Annotated in this window: 12 protein-coding genes, 10 tRNA genes, 3 rRNA genes and 1 other RNA gene; all 26 read right to left on the reverse strand. The window is 47.6% G+C overall.

Annotated features, from left to right (window positions below):
* Window positions 1-210: 210 nt before the first annotated feature.
* Complete coding sequence (locus MKY28_RS25360; RefSeq protein WP_036616162.1) at window positions 211-753, reverse strand: acyltransferase; 543 nt, start codon at window positions 751-753, stop codon at window positions 211-213.
* Window positions 750-1,406 (reverse strand): pyrophosphatase PpaX, encoded by a 657-nt coding sequence (gene ppaX / locus MKY28_RS25365; RefSeq protein WP_340937351.1) that lies wholly within the window; start codon window positions 1,404-1,406, stop codon window positions 750-752. Before ppaX ends, MKY28_RS25360 begins: the two co-directional genes overlap by 4 nt.
* 6 nt (window positions 1,407-1,412) lie before the next feature.
* Window positions 1,413-2,438 carry a prolipoprotein diacylglyceryl transferase gene (gene lgt, locus MKY28_RS25370; RefSeq protein WP_076320055.1) on the reverse strand — a complete coding sequence of 342 codons (1,026 nt, stop codon included), beginning with the start codon at window positions 2,436-2,438 and terminating at the stop codon, window positions 1,413-1,415.
* Between the two features lie 121 nt (window positions 2,439-2,559).
* The gene (gene hprK, locus MKY28_RS25375) at window positions 2,560-3,498 is read right to left on the reverse strand and encodes an HPr(Ser) kinase/phosphatase (RefSeq protein ID WP_017691278.1); all 939 of its coding nucleotides are present in this window, start codon (window positions 3,496-3,498) and stop codon (window positions 2,560-2,562) included.
* Between the two features lie 418 nt (window positions 3,499-3,916).
* Window positions 3,917-5,044 (reverse strand): ABC transporter ATP-binding protein, encoded by a 1,128-nt coding sequence (locus MKY28_RS25380; RefSeq protein WP_017691279.1) that lies wholly within the window; start codon window positions 5,042-5,044, stop codon window positions 3,917-3,919.
* 103 nt (window positions 5,045-5,147) lie between these two features.
* Complete coding sequence (locus MKY28_RS25385; protein WP_340937352.1) at window positions 5,148-6,341, reverse strand: PucR family transcriptional regulator; 1,194 nt, start codon at window positions 6,339-6,341, stop codon at window positions 5,148-5,150.
* Between the two features lie 144 nt (window positions 6,342-6,485).
* Window positions 6,486-6,558, reverse strand: a tRNA-Lys gene (locus MKY28_RS25390).
* Window positions 6,559-6,565: 7 nt separating this feature from the next.
* A tRNA-Tyr gene (locus tag MKY28_RS25395) sits at window positions 6,566-6,651 on the reverse strand.
* A 12-nt stretch (window positions 6,652-6,663) separates the two neighbouring features.
* Window positions 6,664-6,736: transfer RNA gene (locus MKY28_RS25400), tRNA-Phe, on the reverse strand.
* 21 nt (window positions 6,737-6,757) lie between these two features.
* A tRNA-Asp gene (locus MKY28_RS25405) sits at window positions 6,758-6,835 on the reverse strand.
* A gap of 9 nt (window positions 6,836-6,844) precedes the next feature.
* Window positions 6,845-6,920 (reverse strand) — tRNA-Thr (locus MKY28_RS25410).
* Between the two features lie 5 nt (window positions 6,921-6,925).
* A tRNA-Val gene (locus MKY28_RS25415) sits at window positions 6,926-7,001 on the reverse strand.
* A 9-nt stretch (window positions 7,002-7,010) separates the two neighbouring features.
* A tRNA-Met gene (locus tag MKY28_RS25420) sits at window positions 7,011-7,087 on the reverse strand.
* 43 nt (window positions 7,088-7,130) lie between these two features.
* Window positions 7,131-7,222 (reverse strand) — tRNA-Ser (locus tag MKY28_RS25425).
* Between the two features lie 81 nt (window positions 7,223-7,303).
* Window positions 7,304-10,229, reverse strand: a 23S ribosomal RNA gene (locus MKY28_RS25430).
* Between the two features lie 207 nt (window positions 10,230-10,436).
* Window positions 10,437-10,512 (reverse strand) — tRNA-Ala (locus MKY28_RS25435).
* Between the two features lie 22 nt (window positions 10,513-10,534).
* A tRNA-Ile gene (locus MKY28_RS25440) sits at window positions 10,535-10,611 on the reverse strand.
* 36 nt (window positions 10,612-10,647) lie between these two features.
* Window positions 10,648-10,764 (reverse strand): 5S ribosomal RNA (gene rrf, locus MKY28_RS25445).
* 105 nt (window positions 10,765-10,869) lie between these two features.
* A 16S ribosomal RNA gene (locus tag MKY28_RS25450) occupies window positions 10,870-12,422 on the reverse strand.
* The 16S, 23S and 5S rRNA genes sit together here with 10 tRNA genes alongside, the layout of an rRNA operon.
* Window positions 12,423-12,770: 348 nt before the next feature.
* The gene (locus MKY28_RS25455; protein WP_036607241.1) at window positions 12,771-13,040 is read right to left on the reverse strand and encodes a pro-sigmaK processing inhibitor BofA family protein; all 270 of its coding nucleotides are present in this window, start codon (window positions 13,038-13,040) and stop codon (window positions 12,771-12,773) included.
* A gap of 34 nt (window positions 13,041-13,074) precedes the next feature.
* Window positions 13,075-13,302, reverse strand: coding sequence for a DUF2508 family protein (locus MKY28_RS25460; RefSeq protein ID WP_051447031.1), 228 nt, complete (start codon window positions 13,300-13,302; stop codon window positions 13,075-13,077).
* A 233-nt stretch (window positions 13,303-13,535) separates the two neighbouring features.
* Window positions 13,536-14,135 (reverse strand): recombination mediator RecR, encoded by a 600-nt coding sequence (gene recR / locus MKY28_RS25465; RefSeq protein WP_036607246.1) that lies wholly within the window; start codon window positions 14,133-14,135, stop codon window positions 13,536-13,538.
* Between the two features lie 36 nt (window positions 14,136-14,171).
* Window positions 14,172-14,483: a YbaB/EbfC family nucleoid-associated protein gene (locus MKY28_RS25470; RefSeq protein ID WP_036607248.1), complete on the reverse strand. Its 312-nt coding sequence runs from the start codon at window positions 14,481-14,483 to the stop codon at window positions 14,172-14,174.
* A 41-nt stretch (window positions 14,484-14,524) separates the two neighbouring features.
* Entirely contained in the window at window positions 14,525-16,270 is a 1,746-nt protein-coding gene (gene dnaX, locus MKY28_RS25475) for a DNA polymerase III subunit gamma/tau (protein ID WP_036607251.1), read from the reverse strand.
* A gap of 174 nt (window positions 16,271-16,444) precedes the next feature.
* Window positions 16,445-16,712, reverse strand: an RNA gene (gene ffs, locus MKY28_RS25480) — signal recognition particle sRNA large type.
* Window positions 16,713-16,859: 147 nt separating this feature from the next.
* Window positions 16,860-17,057, reverse strand: a complete 198-nt coding sequence (gene rpmE, locus MKY28_RS25485; RefSeq protein ID WP_036607255.1) for a 50S ribosomal protein L31 — start codon at window positions 17,055-17,057, stop codon at window positions 16,860-16,862.
* Between the last annotated feature and the right edge of the window lie 10 nt (window positions 17,058-17,067).

Genomic DNA, 17,067 nt, shown 5'->3' on the forward strand with positions numbered 1-17,067 from the left:
ACATGGTAAAGTGCTAACAAACTAAAGGATATGGGATATGATAACATGAAATCCGCACTACCGTCAACAATACCAAAGCTTGATTGCCCTTGGATCGACATATCGTTTTATATGCACACCATTACGCTCGCCAATCGGTATTTATATACGAAAAAAGCTGCCATAAGCAGCTTTTTACTTCAACCCATCTTCATTCATTACTTTATTGACTCAATGCACACTACCCTGAGAAGAATCATCCGTGTTAAAGACAGTTTCTTCCGTAGAAGCTGCCGCGCGGGATAAATCACGAAGTGGATTGCCTCCAACAAAAGCTCCTGGTGCAACATCCTTATGTACGACAGCTCCAGCAGCCACAACAGCTCCATCTCCTATAGTTACCCCGGGCAGAATCGTTGTATTGGCACCTATCAGTACATTTTCCCCGATAATCACCTCACCGAGTCTGTACTCCTTAATGAGATACTCATGAGCGAGAATCGTTGTGTTGTAACCGATGACCGAGTTTTCGCCGACCGTTATTTTCTCCGGAAAAAACACATCCACCATCACCATCAGGCCAAAGGCCGTATGTTTTCCCACCTTCATACCGAGCATTCGGCGGTAAATCCAATTCTTCACCGATAGGATCGGACAATAGCGTGACAACTGGATCCAGATAAAATTACGAACGCCCTTCCACGGACTCACTGTCTTGTAGATATGCCAAAGTGCATTTTGGTCCTCTACCGGATAGCGGGTTACTTTTCTCATGAACGTCCCGTTTCAATACGGATGAGTTTCAACAAGTCTCTCATGTCATGCAACATATGATCGGGTCCATATCCGTTCAGGATTGTTTCTCCTTTAAGAGACCATGCAACCCCCGCCGAGAGTGCGCCCGCATTCTGTGCCGATTGGATATCCACTGGACTGTCACCTATCATCAGCGTTTTGGCAGGGTCTGCACCCAGTTCCGTCATCGCTTTCAGTACAGGTTCAGCGTGCGGCTTCGGATTCGTCACATCGGTCACTGTTACAATTGTCTTCATATATTTCAGTAGGTCAAAACGTTCTAGCACCTTTAATGTAGATGGACGAATTTTGGTTGTGACCACACCCATCACAATGCCAGCCTGATGCAGCGCCTCTACTACCTCAATAACATGTGGAAATGGTCTAACCATCGCTTCATGATGGATATCATTATAAGCACGGTAACCTTTCACGTACTCGGAGACTTCCTCCTGGCCAGAGAAGGTACGCATTTGCTGCTCCAGTGTGCCACCCATATGTGGAATGATCTGTTCCCGAGTCCATGGAGCTGAATGCTTCCATTCCCCCATGACATGCTGGAATGAGCTGATAATCAACTCATTGGTATCAATAATCGTTCCATCCAGATCAAACAATACCGTGTCAATCATGTTGCATTACTCCTTTTTATCATCAACTTGCTTGGATTCATCTTTGGCTGGAGGTGTTACCTTATTCTCTTTGCCAGCAACTGTTCCCGTATGCTCCATATCATCTGAGGTAACTTTGGACGATACAATCGGATCACTGTAACGAACATCTGCTTTACCTGTCACTCTTCTCACCACAATGAATACAACAGCAACAATAATGATGCCAATCGCGAGCAGTTGCGAGATTCTTACGTTACCGTAAGCAGGATCAAGATATCCTTGTTCAAAGCCCATTGCAGTCATTGGAGACCACAACCCGTTCACTAGTGAAGCAACCCACTGCGGAGCCTGGAAGCCCAGACTGTCCGTACGCAAAGCTTCAATGAAGAAACGACCGATAGAGTACCAGATGAAATAAGACATGAACAGTTCACCAGAACGCAGAAACTTCTGACGACGCAGAACCAGCAGCAAGACCAGACCAACGAGACTCCACATCGATTCATACAAAAATGCAGGATGGTGGAATACGCCTTCTACGTTCATTTGATTCACAATAAAGTCCGGCAGATGAAGCTTGTCTCTCAAAAATGATTCTTCTACAGGTCCGCCGTAGGCTTCCTGATTCACAAAGTTCCCCCAGCGTCCGATCAACTGTCCAACGAGCAGTCCAGGCGCACAGATATCGGCCATACGCCAGAAGTTATATCCTTTACGACGGAAGAAAATAACTGCACAGATAATAGCACCAATAAGGGCACCATAGATGGCTATACCGCCATTCCATATTTTAAAGACATCCCAGAAATTATCCTTATAATCTTCCCACTTAAATGCGACGTAGTAGATGCGGGCACCAATGATGGCAGAAGGCACGCCCAGCAAGACCATGTCCATGAACACTTCCTGTGGAATATTGTATCGTTTGCCCTCCCGGATCACGAGCAGGAGTCCTATAAGTGCCGCGGCACCAAGAATAAGCCCGTACCAGTGAACCTTTAACGCTCCAATAGAGAACGCAATCGGGTTCAACAGTAATAATGTATCCATTCATTCACACTCCTATTTATTCAATCAATCGCACGCATGACGAATGGTTGGCATACACTGCGCCTTAAGAGAAGCAGTACATGTCAACCATTTATCTTCATTTCCTTGTATAAAATGTTTCTTAATCCATGTCTTCCATATCTTCCGAGATGGTTGCTGTCAGCTTGTTCGTGAATTGCAGTGCAGCATTCAGACCCATCTGTTTCAGGCGATAGTTCATACCTGCCACTTCAATAATAACCGCCAAGTTCCGTCCCGGACGAACAGGAATCGTAACGAGAGGTACATCCGTATCAATGATACGTGTAGTCTCCTCATCCAGACCCAGACGATCATATTGTTTATCCTGCTGCCATGCTTCCAGACGTACAACCAAAGTAATCCGTTTGTTATTCCGAACCGCACCAGCCCCGAATAATGTCATGACGTTGATAATACCGACACCTCGAATCTCGAGCAAGTGGCGGATCAATTCAGGTGCAGTACCGTGCAGCTGAAAATCTGACGTTTGGCGGATCTCTACCGCATCATCGGCAATCAATCGGTGTCCACGTTTCACCAGTTCAAGCGCTGTTTCACTCTTACCAATACCGCTGCTACCTGTGATCAGCATACCTACGCCATAGACATCACAAAGTACACCGTGAATGGTTGCTGTTGGTGCCAATTTCTTTTCCAGGAATCCCGTGATCCGGCTGGATAGAATCGTAGTAGCCATGTTGCTGCGAAGTACAGCCAGATTCTGCTCTTCACTGATATCAATCAGCTCTTGCGGAACTTCCAGTCCACGCGTGACAACGATACAAGGTGTCTCTTCCGTACAAAGACGTTGCATACGATCACGCCGCTCTTGCTCAGGTAACATTGCAAAGAAAGCTAACTCCGTTCTTCCAAGCAGCTGTACCCGTTCTTGTGGATGGTATTCAAAATAACCGGCCATTTCCAGACCAGGACGGTTCAGGTCATCTACCGTAATGACTCTTTTCAATCCGTGAGATCCAGAAACAACCTCCAACTGAAATTGCTGCACCAGTTCAGATACTTTCACTTTTTTCGCCATTTGTCTCTTCCTTTCAGCATTAGCTGTCCCTCTATGTACATCAGATCGTGTATCAGTTATTTCCATTATTAGCGCATTCACAACATGGGGTACAGAATGCATACCCTTCCAACAGTCGATTCTCTCAAATAAATGAAGACAGACCTTCAAATAATCTTAAATGAATTCCGGGATGAATGCAATCGCAGCCTCCGACAACCATTAGTAAGAAAAGTCTTCTGATCGAAGCACCTTCTAGGATACTACATTCGTAGTTCAAGGGGTGTTTTTCTTACGATTATTAATCCTTCAACTCTGCCGAAACTTATAAATTCATTAATCTTAAAAAAGCCCCTTCCAGCAATAACGGAAGGGGCTCTCATTACAATGTATAATTGCGTTAACTGTCAGGTTCCATCGTCACCGAGGAATCCCAGTATTATTTGTCTTGAAGAAGTACGTTCACTTCAGTCTCTTTGTCAAAGATATGAACTTTGTTCATGTCGATGGCCATTTTAACTGTGGAACCATCACGAGTGTTAGAACGTCCGTCTACACGTGCGATCGTTGTATCATTACCAACACCGCTCAAGTAGAGGAGCATTTCGTGACCCAGGTTCTCTGTAACATCTACGTGTGTAGAGAATACAGAGTTCGGGGATGCTTCCAGGAATACTGGCTCTTCGTGAATGTCTTCTGGACGAACACCCAGAATCACTTCTTTACCAATGTATCCTCTAGATTTCAACACTTGTGCTTTACCTTGCGGGATTTCAACATCCACACCAGGAGCTATGAAATGCATGCTAGTACCTTGCTCAGCGAGTTTACCCGAGATAAAGTTCATTGTCGGGGAACCGATGAAACCAGCTACGAACAGGTTAGCCGGCAGGTTGTACAACTCTTCCGGAGAAGCTGCTTGTTGGATGATACCATCCTTCATAACAACGATCCGATCACCCATCGTCATAGCTTCGATTTGGTCATGCGTTACGTAGATAACAGTTGTTTCCAAACGTTTCGCAAGTTTAGTGATCTCAGCACGCATTTGACCACGCAGTTTGGCATCCAAGTTGGAGAGAGGCTCATCCATCAAGAACACTTGTGGATCTCGGACAATCGCACGTCCCAAAGCGACACGTTGACGTTGACCACCGGACAATGCCTTAGGTTTACGCTCAAGCAAATGTTCGATATCCAGGATTTTAGCTGCTTCACGTACACGTTTGTCGATCTCATCTTTTTTAACCTTACGCAATTTCAAACCAAACGCCATGTTTTGATATACGCTCATATGCGGATACAAGGCATAGGATTGGAATACCATCGCGATATCGCGGTCTTTAGGTGCAACATCATTAACGACACGGTCACCGATATAGAGTTTACCTTCAGAAATTTCCTCAAGGCCTGCGATCATACGAAGTGTTGTTGATTTACCACAACCGGACGGACCTACCAGTACCAGAAATTCTTTATCTTTAATGTCCAGGTTAATGTCAACTACAGTTGCTTTATCAGAACCCGGGTATTTTTTGAAAATATGCTCTAAACGTACTCCAGCCATGATTGTTGCCTCCTCAGAGATCATTTTGTAATCGAATACAATTTGTATTTTTATAATACCCTATCTACGTGAGGTTTGACTATTCGCAAACTGCACAAAAATATCAATGCTTTTTCGTCACTTTGTACATTAGTAGTAAAAACTGCACTAGAACAGCACTTTCGAAGTGCCTCACATCGTAACCAATCTCCTGTTTTATCTTGTCCAGACGATAAACCAACGTATTACGATGAATGAAAAGTCGTTTCGCTGTCTCGCTGACATTACAGTCCAGGCTAAAAAAGGTCTCCAGCGTAGCAAGTGTCTCACTGTCATTGAAGATTATCGTGTCTTTACCAGTTTCCTTTATAAAACGTATACGTTGATCATCTGGAATGCTCGCTACCAACCGCTCCAGGTGAAGATCCCATGGGAGATGAATATGCTGCGTAACATGGAATGCTCTCCCTAAGTGAACACTTTCTTTAAGAAGAACTGTGACCGATACAAGTTGTTGCGCAGGAATGCATGGCAGAGATGCAGACAGATGGAACACTCCAGCCCACTCACTGGCAACCAATTCATGTAACCCCAGACAAAAAGCGTTCAGTGAATCCTTTTTGGCTTCCGTTGTATCTTCCTCGGCTTCTTCTGTAACAATTTCTTTATCACCCATGAAAATCCACTCTTGCTCCCCCAAAGGAATCAAGACTATCTCCTCGCCAAAGTAACTCTCAAGCAACTTGTTGAGTTCCTTGGATCGTAAACGATGTGCATCCGGTGTATCCCCTTGCAGCAAGAAGAGAATCTTCTCAGCATTTAATCCTGCGGGCACCACAAAGCGATCAGGAACCGCTTCAGATTCCTGCTTGGTTGGTTCTTCGATCTGCTCTTTAAGCCAGAGACCCAATTCAGTCAAATACTGCTCCCTATCATTCTCATATACAACAGGTTGTACCTCATCGGGTAGAGCCGTGTTAGTACGGATCAAAAGCTCAATCAATTGTCGTGTCTCCACGGTAATAGATTTTGCAGGGCATCCCCAACACACGACAGTCTCTTCTTGCTCATTCATCCGAACCTTAAAAAATATACGCTTTCCCGTATTCAAACTGATCACATCGGATGAAATTGGAGATGCAGATTGATCAGATAACTCCTGATGCTCACCCTCATCACCAAAGGTCTCTGAATTTTCATGTCGACCAACCAGATTCGCAACGGATTGCATCCATTCTTCTATTGTAATTTCATATTCGTCCAAATTTGTGCCTATAATGACTTCAATTTGCTGTTTTAGATCAGGTATGAGCTTCATATAATGAACGTCACCACTCTGCATGTTTTCTATTAGTTTATCATATCTTGCCCAGCATTAATAAATATCCATATTGAGCTAAAATTACATAACAAAAAAAGAGCAACTAATCAAATTAATGATTAATCACTCTTTTCTTAAAGATGAGTCATGAAGGGCTCGAACCTTCGACACCCTGATTAAAAGTCAGGTGCTCTACCAACTGAGCTAATGACTCATAAAACTGGTGGAGGATGATGGATTCGAACCACCGAACCCGTACGGGAGCAGATTTACAGTCTGATGCGTTTGGCCACTTCGCTAATCCTCCAGGGATTAAAGGTGGCTCGGGACGGAATCGAACCGCCGACACGAGGATTTTCAGTCCTCTGCTCTACCGACTGAGCTACCGAGCCATATTTAATTTTTAGGATTAATGGCGGAACCGACGGGATTCGAACCCGCGATCTCCTGCGTGACAGGCAGGCATGTTAGGCCAACTACACCACGGTTCCAGGCATTAATGGTGCCGGCGAGAGGACTTGAACCCCCAACCTACTGATTACAAGTCAGTTGCTCTACCAGTTGAGCTACACCGGCGTATATGGTGGAGGCTGAGGGGATCGAACCCCCGACCCTCTGCTTGTAAGGCAGATGCTCTCCCAGCTGAGCTAAGCCTCCTGGGTAATATGGTAGCGGCGGAGGGGATCGAACCCCCGACCTTACGGGTATGAACCGTACGCTCTAGCCAGCTGAGCTACACCGCCATATTAATTGTGTCTTGATTGCTTGTCCATCTTTAGGTAAAGATGGCGGAGAGAGAGGGATTCGAACCCTCGCACCGCTTACGCAGTCTAACCCCTTAGCAGAGGGTCCCCTTATAGCCACTTGGGTATCTCTCCAAATAACAATCATCAACATCATTCAAGGATTGCTCCCTGAAAACTAGATTCGAAACGAAACATGCGAATGACAACTTGCTATTGGATAAGCCCTCGACCGATTAGTACTGGTCAGCTCCATGCATTGCTGCACTTCCACCCCCAGCCTATCTACCTCGTCGTCTTCAAGGGGTCTTACATACTGGGAAATCTCATCTTGAGGGGGGCTTCACGCTTAGATGCTTTCAGCGTTTATCCCGTCCGTACATAGCTACCCAGCGGTGCTCCTGGCGGAACAACTGGTACACCAGCGGTACGTCCATCCCGGTCCTCTCGTACTAAGGACAGCTCCTCTCAAATTTCCTACGCCCACGACAGATAGGGACCGAACTGTCTCACGACGTTCTGAACCCAGCTCGCGTACCGCTTTAATGGGCGAACAGCCCAACCCTTGGGACCTACTTCAGCCCCAGGATGCGATGAGCCGACATCGAGGTGCCAAACCTCCCCGTCGATGTGGACTCTTGGGGGAGATAAGCCTGTTATCCCCAGGGTAGCTTTTATCCGTTGAGCGATGGCCCTTCCATGCGGTACCACCGGATCACTAAGCCCGACTTTCGTCCCTGCTCGACTTGTAGGTCTCGCAGTCAAGCTCCCTTATGCCTTTGCACTCTTCGAATGATTTCCAACCATTCTGAGGGAACCTTTGGGCGCCTCCGTTACTCTTTAGGAGGCGACCGCCCCAGTCAAACTGCCCACCTGACACTGTCCCCGCACCGGATTACGGTACCAGGTTAGAACCTAGATACGATCAGGGTGGTATCCCAACGTTGCCTCCACGCAAGCTGGCGCTCACGTTTCAAAGGCTCCCACCTATCCTGTACAGATCGTACCCAAATTCAATATCAAGCTGCAGTAAAGCTCCATGGGGTCTTTCCGTCTTGTCGCGGGTAACCTGCATCTTCACAGGTATTAAAATTTCACCGGATCTCTCGTTGAGACAGCGCCCAAGTCGTTACGCCATTCGTGCGGGTCAGAATTTACCTGACAAGGAATTTCGCTACCTTAGGACCGTTATAGTTACGGCCGCCGTTTACTGGGGCTTCGGTTCACAGCTTCGGATTGCTCCTAACCACTCCCCTTAACCTTCCAGCACCGGGCAGGCGTCAGCCCGTATACTTCGCCTTACGGCTTCGCACAGACCTGTGTTTTTGCTAAACAGTCGCTTGGGCCTTTTCACTGCGGCCCCCTCGTGCTATTCACACTACCGGGGCACCCCTTCTCCCGAAGTTACGGGGTCATTTTGCCGAGTTCCTTAACGAGAGTTCTTCCGCGCGCCTTAGAATACTCTTCTCGCCTACCTGTGTCGGTTTGCGGTACGGGCACCATCACCTGGCTAGAGGCTTTTCTTGGCAGTGTGAGATCATGACCTTCGCTACTATAATTTTCGCTCCCCATCACAGCTCAGCCTTACAATGTGCGGATTTGCCTACACATCAGCCTTACTGCTTAGACGGACATCCATCAGTCCGCGTCACTACCCTACTGCGTCCCCCCATTGCTCATAACGGCTTACGGTGGTACAGGAATTTCGACCTGTTGTCCTTCGACTACGCCTTTCGGCCTCGCCTTAGGTCCCGACTTACCCTGAGCGGACGAGCCTTCCTCAGGAACCCTTAGGCTTTCGGCGGATCAGATTCTCACTGATCTTTTCGTTACTCATACCGGCATTCTCACTTGTATAATGTCCAGCGCTCCTTACGGTACACCTTCAACCCTTATACAACGCTCCCCTACCCCTGATGCAAAGCATCAAGCCATAGCTTCGGTGGTGTGTTTAGCCCCGTTACATTTTCGGCGCAGAGTCACTCGACCAGTGAGCTATTACGCACTCTTTCAATGGTGGCTGCTTCTAAGCCAACATCCTGGTTGTCTGTGCAACTCCACATCCTTTCCCACTTAACACACACTTGGGGACCTTAGCTGATGGTCTGGGCTGTTTCCCTTTTGACAATGGATCTTAGCACTCACTGTCTGACTCCCGGAAGTAAGTCTATGGCATTCGGAGTTTGACTGAGCTTGGTAACCCTTGCGGGCCCCGCACCCAATCAGTGCTCTACCTCCACGACTCTGTTTTCCGAGGCTAGCCCTAAAGCTATTTCGGGGAGAACCAGCTATCTCCGAGTTCGATTGGAATTTCTCCGCTACCCCCACCTCATCCCCGCATTTTTCAACATGCGTGGGTTCGGGCCTCCAGTGCGTGTTACCGCACCTTCACCCTGGACAGGGGTAGATCACCCGGTTTCGGGTCTACGTCCACGTACTACATCGCCCTATTCAGACTCGCTTTCGCTGCGGCTCCGGCTCTTCACCTTAACCTTGCACGGGAACGTAACTCGCCGGTTCATTCTACAAAAGGCACGCCATCACCCCTAAAACGGGCTCTGACTTTTTGTAAGCACACGGTTTCAGGTTCTATTTCACTCCCCTTCCGGGGTGCTTTTCACCTTTCCCTCACGGTACTGCTTCACTATCGGTCGCTAGGAAGTATTTAGCCTTGGCAGATGGTCCTGCCGGATTCATACGGGGTTTCACGTGCCCCGCACTACTCGGGATCCGTCTCGGAGGGAACAGACTTTCAACTACAGGGCTTTTACCTTCTTTGGCGGGCCTTTCCAGACCTCTTCGCTTAACCGGTTCCTTTGTAACTCCATGTGAGACGTCCCACAACCCCAAAGAGCAAGCTCTCTGGTTTGGGCTTCTCCGCGTTCGCTCGCCGCTACTGACGGAATCACTATTGTTTTCTCTTCCTCAGGGTACTTAGATGTTTCAGTTCCCCTGGTATGCCTCTACATAACCTATGTATTCAGTTATGAGTAACTGGAAATTACCCCAGCTGGGTTTCCCCATTCGGACACCCCCGGATCAAAGCTTGCTTACAGCTCCCCGAGGCAGTTTCGTTGTTCGCCACGTCCTTCATCGGCTCCTAGCGCCTAGGCATCCTCCGTGTGCTCTTAGTAGCTTAACCATTTTGTTCCGGTTTCGGTCGCTCGCTTCCCTTGTTTTGCTTGCGCAAAGCCAAAAGTCGCTCTCACCCGATACCATCACAAAAGCAATTTGACTACCGTTTTTATTGAAACTTGTTTAACACAAGTTCAGCTAAAAAGGAATGTTCTAATTCGCGTTTGTTTCGTTTCGATATCTAGTTTTCAAAGAACAAACTTGTAAATCATTTTGGTGGAGCCAAGCGGGATCGAACCGCTGACCTCCTGCTTGCAAGGCAGGCGCTCTCCCAGCTGAGCTATGGCCCCATATAAAGTTTAAAGGTATAGATGGTGGGCCCTGGTGGACTCGAACCACCGGCCTCACCCTTATCAGAGGTGCGCTCTAACCAACTGAGCTAAGGGCCCACATTACATATACTATTTGAACCCAAAATGGGTTACGCTTGGCGGCGTTCTACTCTCCCAGGACCCTGCGGTCCAAGTACCATCGACGCTGAAGGGCTTAACGGTCGTGTTCGGGATGGGAACGTGTGGAACCCCTTCGCTATCGCCACCAAACGTTTGAGAGTTTAAGCTCTCAAAACTGAGCAACGAGTGAGTAACTAGCCGACCTGGCTAGATTTTGTATTTGAATGTTTCCACTCGGGAAACGATTCTCCATAGAAAGGAGGTGATCCAGCCGCACCTTCCGATACGGCTACCTTGTTACGACTTCACCCCAATCATCTATCCCACCTTCGGCGGCTGGCTCCTTGCGGTTACCCCACCGACTTCGGGTGTTATAAACTCTCGTGGTGTGACGGGCGGTGTGTACAAGACCCGGGAACGTATTCACCGCGGCATGCTGATCCGCGATTACTAGCAATTCCGACTTCATGCAGGCGAGTTGCAGCCTGCAATCCGAACTGAGACCGGCTTTGTTGGGATTGGCTCCATCTCGCGATTTCGCAGCCCGTTGTACCGGCCATTGTAGTACGTGTGTAGCCCAGGTCATAAGGGGCATGATGATTTGACGTCATCCCCACCTTCCTCCGGTTTGTCACCGGCAGTCTATCTAGAGTGCCCACCCGAAGTGCTGGCAACTAAATATAAGGGTTGCGCTCGTTGCGGGACTTAACCCAACATCTCACGACACGAGCTGACGACAACCATGCACCACCTGTCTTGAATGTTCCGAAGAAAAGGTACATCTCTGCACCGGTCATTCAGATGTCAAGACCTGGTAAGGTTCTTCGCGTTGCTTCGAATTAAACCACATACTCCACTGCTTGTGCGGGTCCCCGTCAATTCCTTTGAGTTTCAGTCTTGCGACCGTACTCCCCAGGCGGAGTGCTTAATGTGTTAACTTCGGCACCAAGGGTATCGAAACCCCTAACACCTAGCACTCATCGTTTACGGCGTGGACTACCAGGGTATCTAATCCTGTTTGCTCCCCACGCTTTCGCGCCTCAGCGTCAGTTACAGCCCAGAGAGTCGCCTTCGCCACTGGTGTTCCTCCACATATCTACGCATTTCACCGCTACACGTGGAATTCCACTCTCCTCTTCTGCACTCAAGTCACCCAGTTTCCAGTGCGATCCGGGGTTGAGCCCCGGGATTAAACACCAGACTTAAATGACCGCCTGCGCGCGCTTTACGCCCAATAATTCCGGACAACGCTTGCCCCCTACGTATTACCGCGGCTGCTGGCACGTAGTTAGCCGGGGCTTTCTTCTCAGGTACCGTCACCTTGAGAGCAGTTACTCTCCCAAGCGTTCTTCCCTGGCAACAGAGCTTTACGATCCGAAAACCTTCATCACTCACGCGGCATTGCTCCGTCAGGCTTTCGCCCATTGCGGAAGATTCCCTACTGCTGCCTCCCGTAGGAGTCTGGGCCGTGTCTCAGTCCCAGTGTGGCCGATCACCCTCTCAGGTCGGCTACGCATCGTCGCCTTGGTGAGCCGTTACCTCACCAACTAGCTAATGCGCCGCAGGCCCATCCCCAAGTGACAGATTGCTCCGTCTTTCCAGTTTCCTTCAGGCGAAGAAAACAATTATTCGGTATTAGCTACCGTTTCCGGTAGTTGTCCCAAACTTGAGGGCAGGTTGCCTACGTGTTACTCACCCGTCCGCCGCTAACTATCAGAGAAGCAAGCTTCTCTTCAAGTCCGCTCGACTTGCATGTATTAGGCATGCCGCCAGCGTTCGTCCTGAGCCAGGATCAAACTCTCCAATAAAGTATTGAAAAGAGCGATAAGCTCATTTTGAATCTGACGAGATTAAAAATCTCAATTGTGCTCCAGTCGATTCAAGCCAAGGCTTGTCTCAAACTTTTGCGTTCATTCTGCAAGCAGAATGTTTACTCACTCGTTGTTCAGTTTTCAAAGATCAAACTCGTTTTTTCGTCACCATTTTCTCTCAGCGGCGACTTTTATAATATATCATACTTCGTTTGTTTTGGTCAAGTGTTTTTTTGAAATTATTTTTCGAAGTTCGTAATGAACTCCTTGATTTCATCTAAAGCATCTAACCAAGCAAGCAAAGCAACGAGATATAATGTACCATATAAATATCCTGCGAGTCAACTATCCGAACAAAGAAATTTTCAGCCCTAATAATAGCCCCACACCTGGCAATCCCAAAACAGTTACAGTCCCTATCGTTGCAGGGTTCAGCGGGATGTAGGTTCCTGTAATCCAGCCGGAATAATTCACGATATATATCCCTACTGCAGCCAGCACCAGATGAATTCCAAATGACGTGAAAAACGATAACCCTATCCGCTTTCTGAATAAAATAACGATAAGCCCCAGTAACGATATAACCAATACACTTCCCAGTATAATACTCTTCATATGTTTCACCTCCGTGTTTAATGTAAACGTGACTCTACATACTAACCCCTCGCTGTGATGTAACATCATCATTAGCTCTGGCTCGCTTTGCTCTTCTCAAGTGGATCTGGTACTTCCGCTCAGCTGCCTCCAATACATAAATAGCATAATCAATCTCATCCTGTCCCTGTGCATCTTCAAACTGTCTCATAGCCCGTTCCCATTCCTGCTTAGCCATCTGAATATCTGCATAGATCTGATCCGCCTCAAGTTCCTTCAACATTCTGTTGTGTTTCTCTACCGAGTTCCGTGTGTTTCGCCACAAAAACATAATCTCTCCCCCTCCTGATCAGCACAGCATATTCTCATACTTATCAGGGAAAGGACAAACTTAGAACTCGGGCATTCATTTTTTCCATAAAAAAAAGAGAGCCCTAAGGCTCTCTTTGCATATCGAAACTTATTTAGCATCCGAAGTTTCCAAGGAAGTCCGCTACGTAATACAAATCGATCACACTAACGCATCTCCCTGCGACCTTCCAACGCTTTGGAAAGGGTCACTTCATCCGCATACTCAAGATCGCCACCTACAGGCAATCCATGCGCAATACGAGTCACACTGATCTCAAACGGACGCACCAACCGGGAGATATACATCGCTGTAGCCTCACCCTCAATGTTGGGGTTCGTTGCCAAGATGATCTCTTTTATACGTTCATCACTTAATCGAACCAGGAGTTCCTTCAAACGAATATCGTCTGGGCCAATTCCCTCCATAGGTGAAATCGCGCCCTGTAACACATGATAGTACCCATCGAATTCCTTGGTGCGCTCCATGGCCACCAGATCTTTCGAATCCTGAACTACACAGATAACAGATACATCCCTGGACTTATCCTGACAGATGCGACATGGGTCCGTATCAGTAATATTACAACATACAGAACAGTAATGAAGATTACGCTTCACACTAACGAGCGCTTTGGCAAAATCGATAACGTCATCTTCCTTCATGTTAAGCACATGAAAAGCTAAACGCGCTGCCGTCTTGGGACCCACACCCGGCAACCGGGTGAAGGCATCAATCAGCTTGGCTATTGGTTCGGGATAATACAATCGATTGTGTCTCCTTTGACAGGATCAATTTTTTAATTAAAATAATCCCGGAATATTCATGCCGCCTGTGAACTTGCCCATATCCTTGTTGGCAATCTCATCGGCTTTGGCCATAGCATCATTAACAGCTGTCATAACGAGATCCTGCAACATTTCAACATCTTCCGGATCTACCGCTTCAGGTTTGATCGTGATAGCAAGCAATTTCTTGTGTCCGTTAACTTCAGCCGTCACTACACCGCCACCAGAAGTACCTTGGACTGTTTTGTCCGCCAGTTCCTCTTGTGCTTTCAGCATTTGCTCCTGCATTTTCTTCACTTGTTTCATCATTTGGTTCATGTTGTTCATAATTGTTCATCTCCTTTGTTATGGTTATCGCGCTATGCGCATTATTCTTTGATCACTACAAGATCCTCACCAAAGAGCTGGATGGCTTCATCAATCCAAGGCTGTTTGTTGCCTGAACCGCCGTCTTCATGCTCAGGTTCAAGCTTAAAGTCCTCCTTTGGCGCTTCAGAAGCTCCCTCCATTGCTCCGGTCCAATCTTTGAGCATCATCGTCACCAATCGTGCCGAACGCCCAAGATGTTCCGACAACACCCGCTCAATGACTTCGCGGTTAGCCTGCTTCTCCGTCGTTTCACGGTGAATATTGTTTTTAAAAGCAACCAACACATTGTCTTCAAGCAATGATACCGGCTCACCATCCACAAACCAGGCGTGAACGGTAACCCGCTCTTCCTTCACTCGTTGCAGGATCTGACTCCATTTTTTGCTGATCTCTGCGAACTCAGGGGCTCCCTTGCGCGCAACATACTGATCCAACTGTGCAGGAAGCTTCGCAGGTGAATTGCCTCTCGATACCGGCGCTCTTGTTGCCGGGCGAGATGGAGCACTCGATGAACCTTCTCCACCAGACAAACCACTTTTCAGTGCACGATCCAACTTCTTCTCCAACTCAGCAAGCTGCTGCTTCAAGCGGTTGATCTCTCCCCCATCAGCAGGTGCTGCATGAGCTGAAGCTCCCACCTGAACAGAAGCCTCACCTTGAGCTGGAATACTACACAGTTTAAGCAATGCAACTTCAAATAATGTCTGTGGTTGTACTGCATATTTCATTTCACTCTGGTACCGATTAAGGGTGTCAATCATGTGGAACAGTTGTTCCTTGGTGAATGACTCCGCCATATCACGGAAAGACTCCGGATTAAGTACCCGGTCCGTCAGTTTATCTGCATCAGGTACCATCTTAATCATAAGCAAATCACGGAAATAATACAGTAAATTCTCCATGCACTTGTCTGCACTCTTTCCTTCATGCATGAAACCTTCAATCATCTGCAAAATATGACCAACATCACCTTTGAGCAGCGAAGCAGCCAGTTTGGCAAATTGCTCTGAAGCAATTCCACCCGTCATGTCCATAACCTGCTGGTACGTTACTCGTCCATCCGTAAATGAAGAGATCTGATCCAGCACACTAAGTGCATCCCTCATTCCACCGTCCGATAAACGGGCAATGTATTGGAGCGCATCCTGGTCAGCTTCCATGCCTTCCTGTTCACAGATCAGTGTAAGTCTCGCTGTCTGCTCTTCCAGGGACACCCGACGAAAATCAAATCGCTGACAGCGCGATATAATGGTAGCCGGAAGGCGGTGCGGTTCCGTTGTTGCCAAAATAAACATCACATGTGGTGGTGGCTCTTCCAATGTTTTGAGCAAAGCATTGAATGCCTCCGTTGTCAGCATGTGCACTTCATCAATAATATAGACTTTCTGCCGGACTTCGGTTGGCGCATATTTAACCTTTTCCCGAAGATCACGTATTTCCTCAACGCCCCGATTGGATGCAGCATCAATCTCTTGCACATCCATCACAGCGCCAGTCGTAATTCTGCGGCAAGCTTCACACTCGTTACAAGGTTCAGGCGCAGGCCCACGTTCGCAGTTCACAGCTTTGGCCAAAATCTTGGCGGCACTTGTCTTTCCCGTTCCTCTGGGCCCGCTAAATAAGTAGGCATGGGAAGTCCGCTGTTCACGAATCGCGTTCTGCAAGGTCTGAATAATATGCTGTTGCCCCACCATATCTTGAAACGACTGGGGACGCCAAGCCCGGTATAACGCGATATGCTCCATGATGCGTTACCTTCCTTCCACTTCGCATTCGAGTCCTTTGTCGTTCCCCTATTATACTATATTCCAGGGTGAATCCAAACTTTATCTGACTCATTCATGCGTGGTTTATTAAGACATATCAAAAAGACCTCTGCATACATACAACTGCAAAGGTCTCTACATTTAAAAGGTAAGCCGTGCACCTGCTATCGATATTTGCGATCCAAGTGGCACCCCTGAACAATAGCTCGGGCTAGGCAACCCTCCGGCACAAGAGTGATCTCACTTATGGCTGCTTCCTTCCGGACCTGACCAGGTTCATGAGTACTCATTGCGGAGGACCCAACCGTCAACACCACGTTTAGGGACCAAACCTCACATCGGCAAAACCTCTAGCAGGAATTCAACCTCGCTATAGCGGATTGCGAGTTACAGGGCACCGCTACCTCCCCATCTAGCACGGTAAGAAATAGTATAACGTAAGGTTATCCAAATTGCAACCAGAGGAACGTGAATGCGATTATGCTTAACATATAACATATAAAAACCCCTGCCAGATCAGCAGGGGTGTGTTGGATGCAATTAGCAGACAACTCCAAGAATTGTCCAATTAGATTCCGTATTTCTTTTTGAAACGATCAACACGGCCGCCAGCATCGATAAACTTCTGTTTACCTGTGAAGAACGGGTGGCACGCGGAGCAAATCTCTACACGAAGTCCGTCTTTAACCGAACCTGTCTCAAAAGTATTCCCGCAAGCGCAAGATACTTGACCAATCGTGTAATTAGGATGAATTGCTTCTTTCATTACCTTTCAC

The sequence above is a fragment of the Paenibacillus sp. FSL R5-0473 genome (genome assembly GCF_038004565.1).
Taxonomy (GTDB): domain Bacteria; phylum Bacillota; class Bacilli; order Paenibacillales; family Paenibacillaceae; genus Paenibacillus; species Paenibacillus amylolyticus.

Bases quoted from the DNA above. Each gene is read 5' to 3' on its own strand.
- rpmE (WP_036607255.1), bottom strand. From the start codon at position 17,057: ATGAAAGAAGCAATTCATCCTAATTACACGATTGGTCAAGTATCTTGC.
- MKY28_RS25385 (WP_340937352.1), bottom strand. From the start codon at position 6,341: ATGAAGCTCATACCTGATCTAAAACAGCAAATTGAAGTCATTATAGGC.
- MKY28_RS25460 (WP_051447031.1), bottom strand. From the start codon at position 13,302: ATGTTGAAGGAACTTGAGGCGGATCAGATCTATGCAGATATTCAGATG.
- MKY28_RS25455 (WP_036607241.1), bottom strand. From the start codon at position 13,040: ATGAAGAGTATTATACTGGGAAGTGTATTGGTTATATCGTTACTGGGG.
- hprK (WP_017691278.1), bottom strand. From the start codon at position 3,498: ATGGCGAAAAAAGTGAAAGTATCTGAACTGGTGCAGCAATTTCAGTTG.
- MKY28_RS25360 (WP_036616162.1), bottom strand. From the start codon at position 753: ATGAGAAAAGTAACCCGCTATCCGGTAGAGGACCAAAATGCACTTTGG.
- MKY28_RS25470 (WP_036607248.1), bottom strand. From the start codon at position 14,483: ATGAACAACATGAACCAAATGATGAAACAAGTGAAGAAAATGCAGGAG.
- MKY28_RS25380 (WP_017691279.1), bottom strand. From the start codon at position 5,044: ATGGCTGGAGTACGTTTAGAGCATATTTTCAAAAAATACCCGGGTTCT.
- lgt (WP_076320055.1), bottom strand. From the start codon at position 2,438: ATGGATACATTATTACTGTTGAACCCGATTGCGTTCTCTATTGGAGCG.
- ppaX (WP_340937351.1), bottom strand. From the start codon at position 1,406: ATGATTGACACGGTATTGTTTGATCTGGATGGAACGATTATTGATACC.
- dnaX (WP_036607251.1), bottom strand. From the start codon at position 16,270: ATGGAGCATATCGCGTTATACCGGGCTTGGCGTCCCCAGTCGTTTCAA.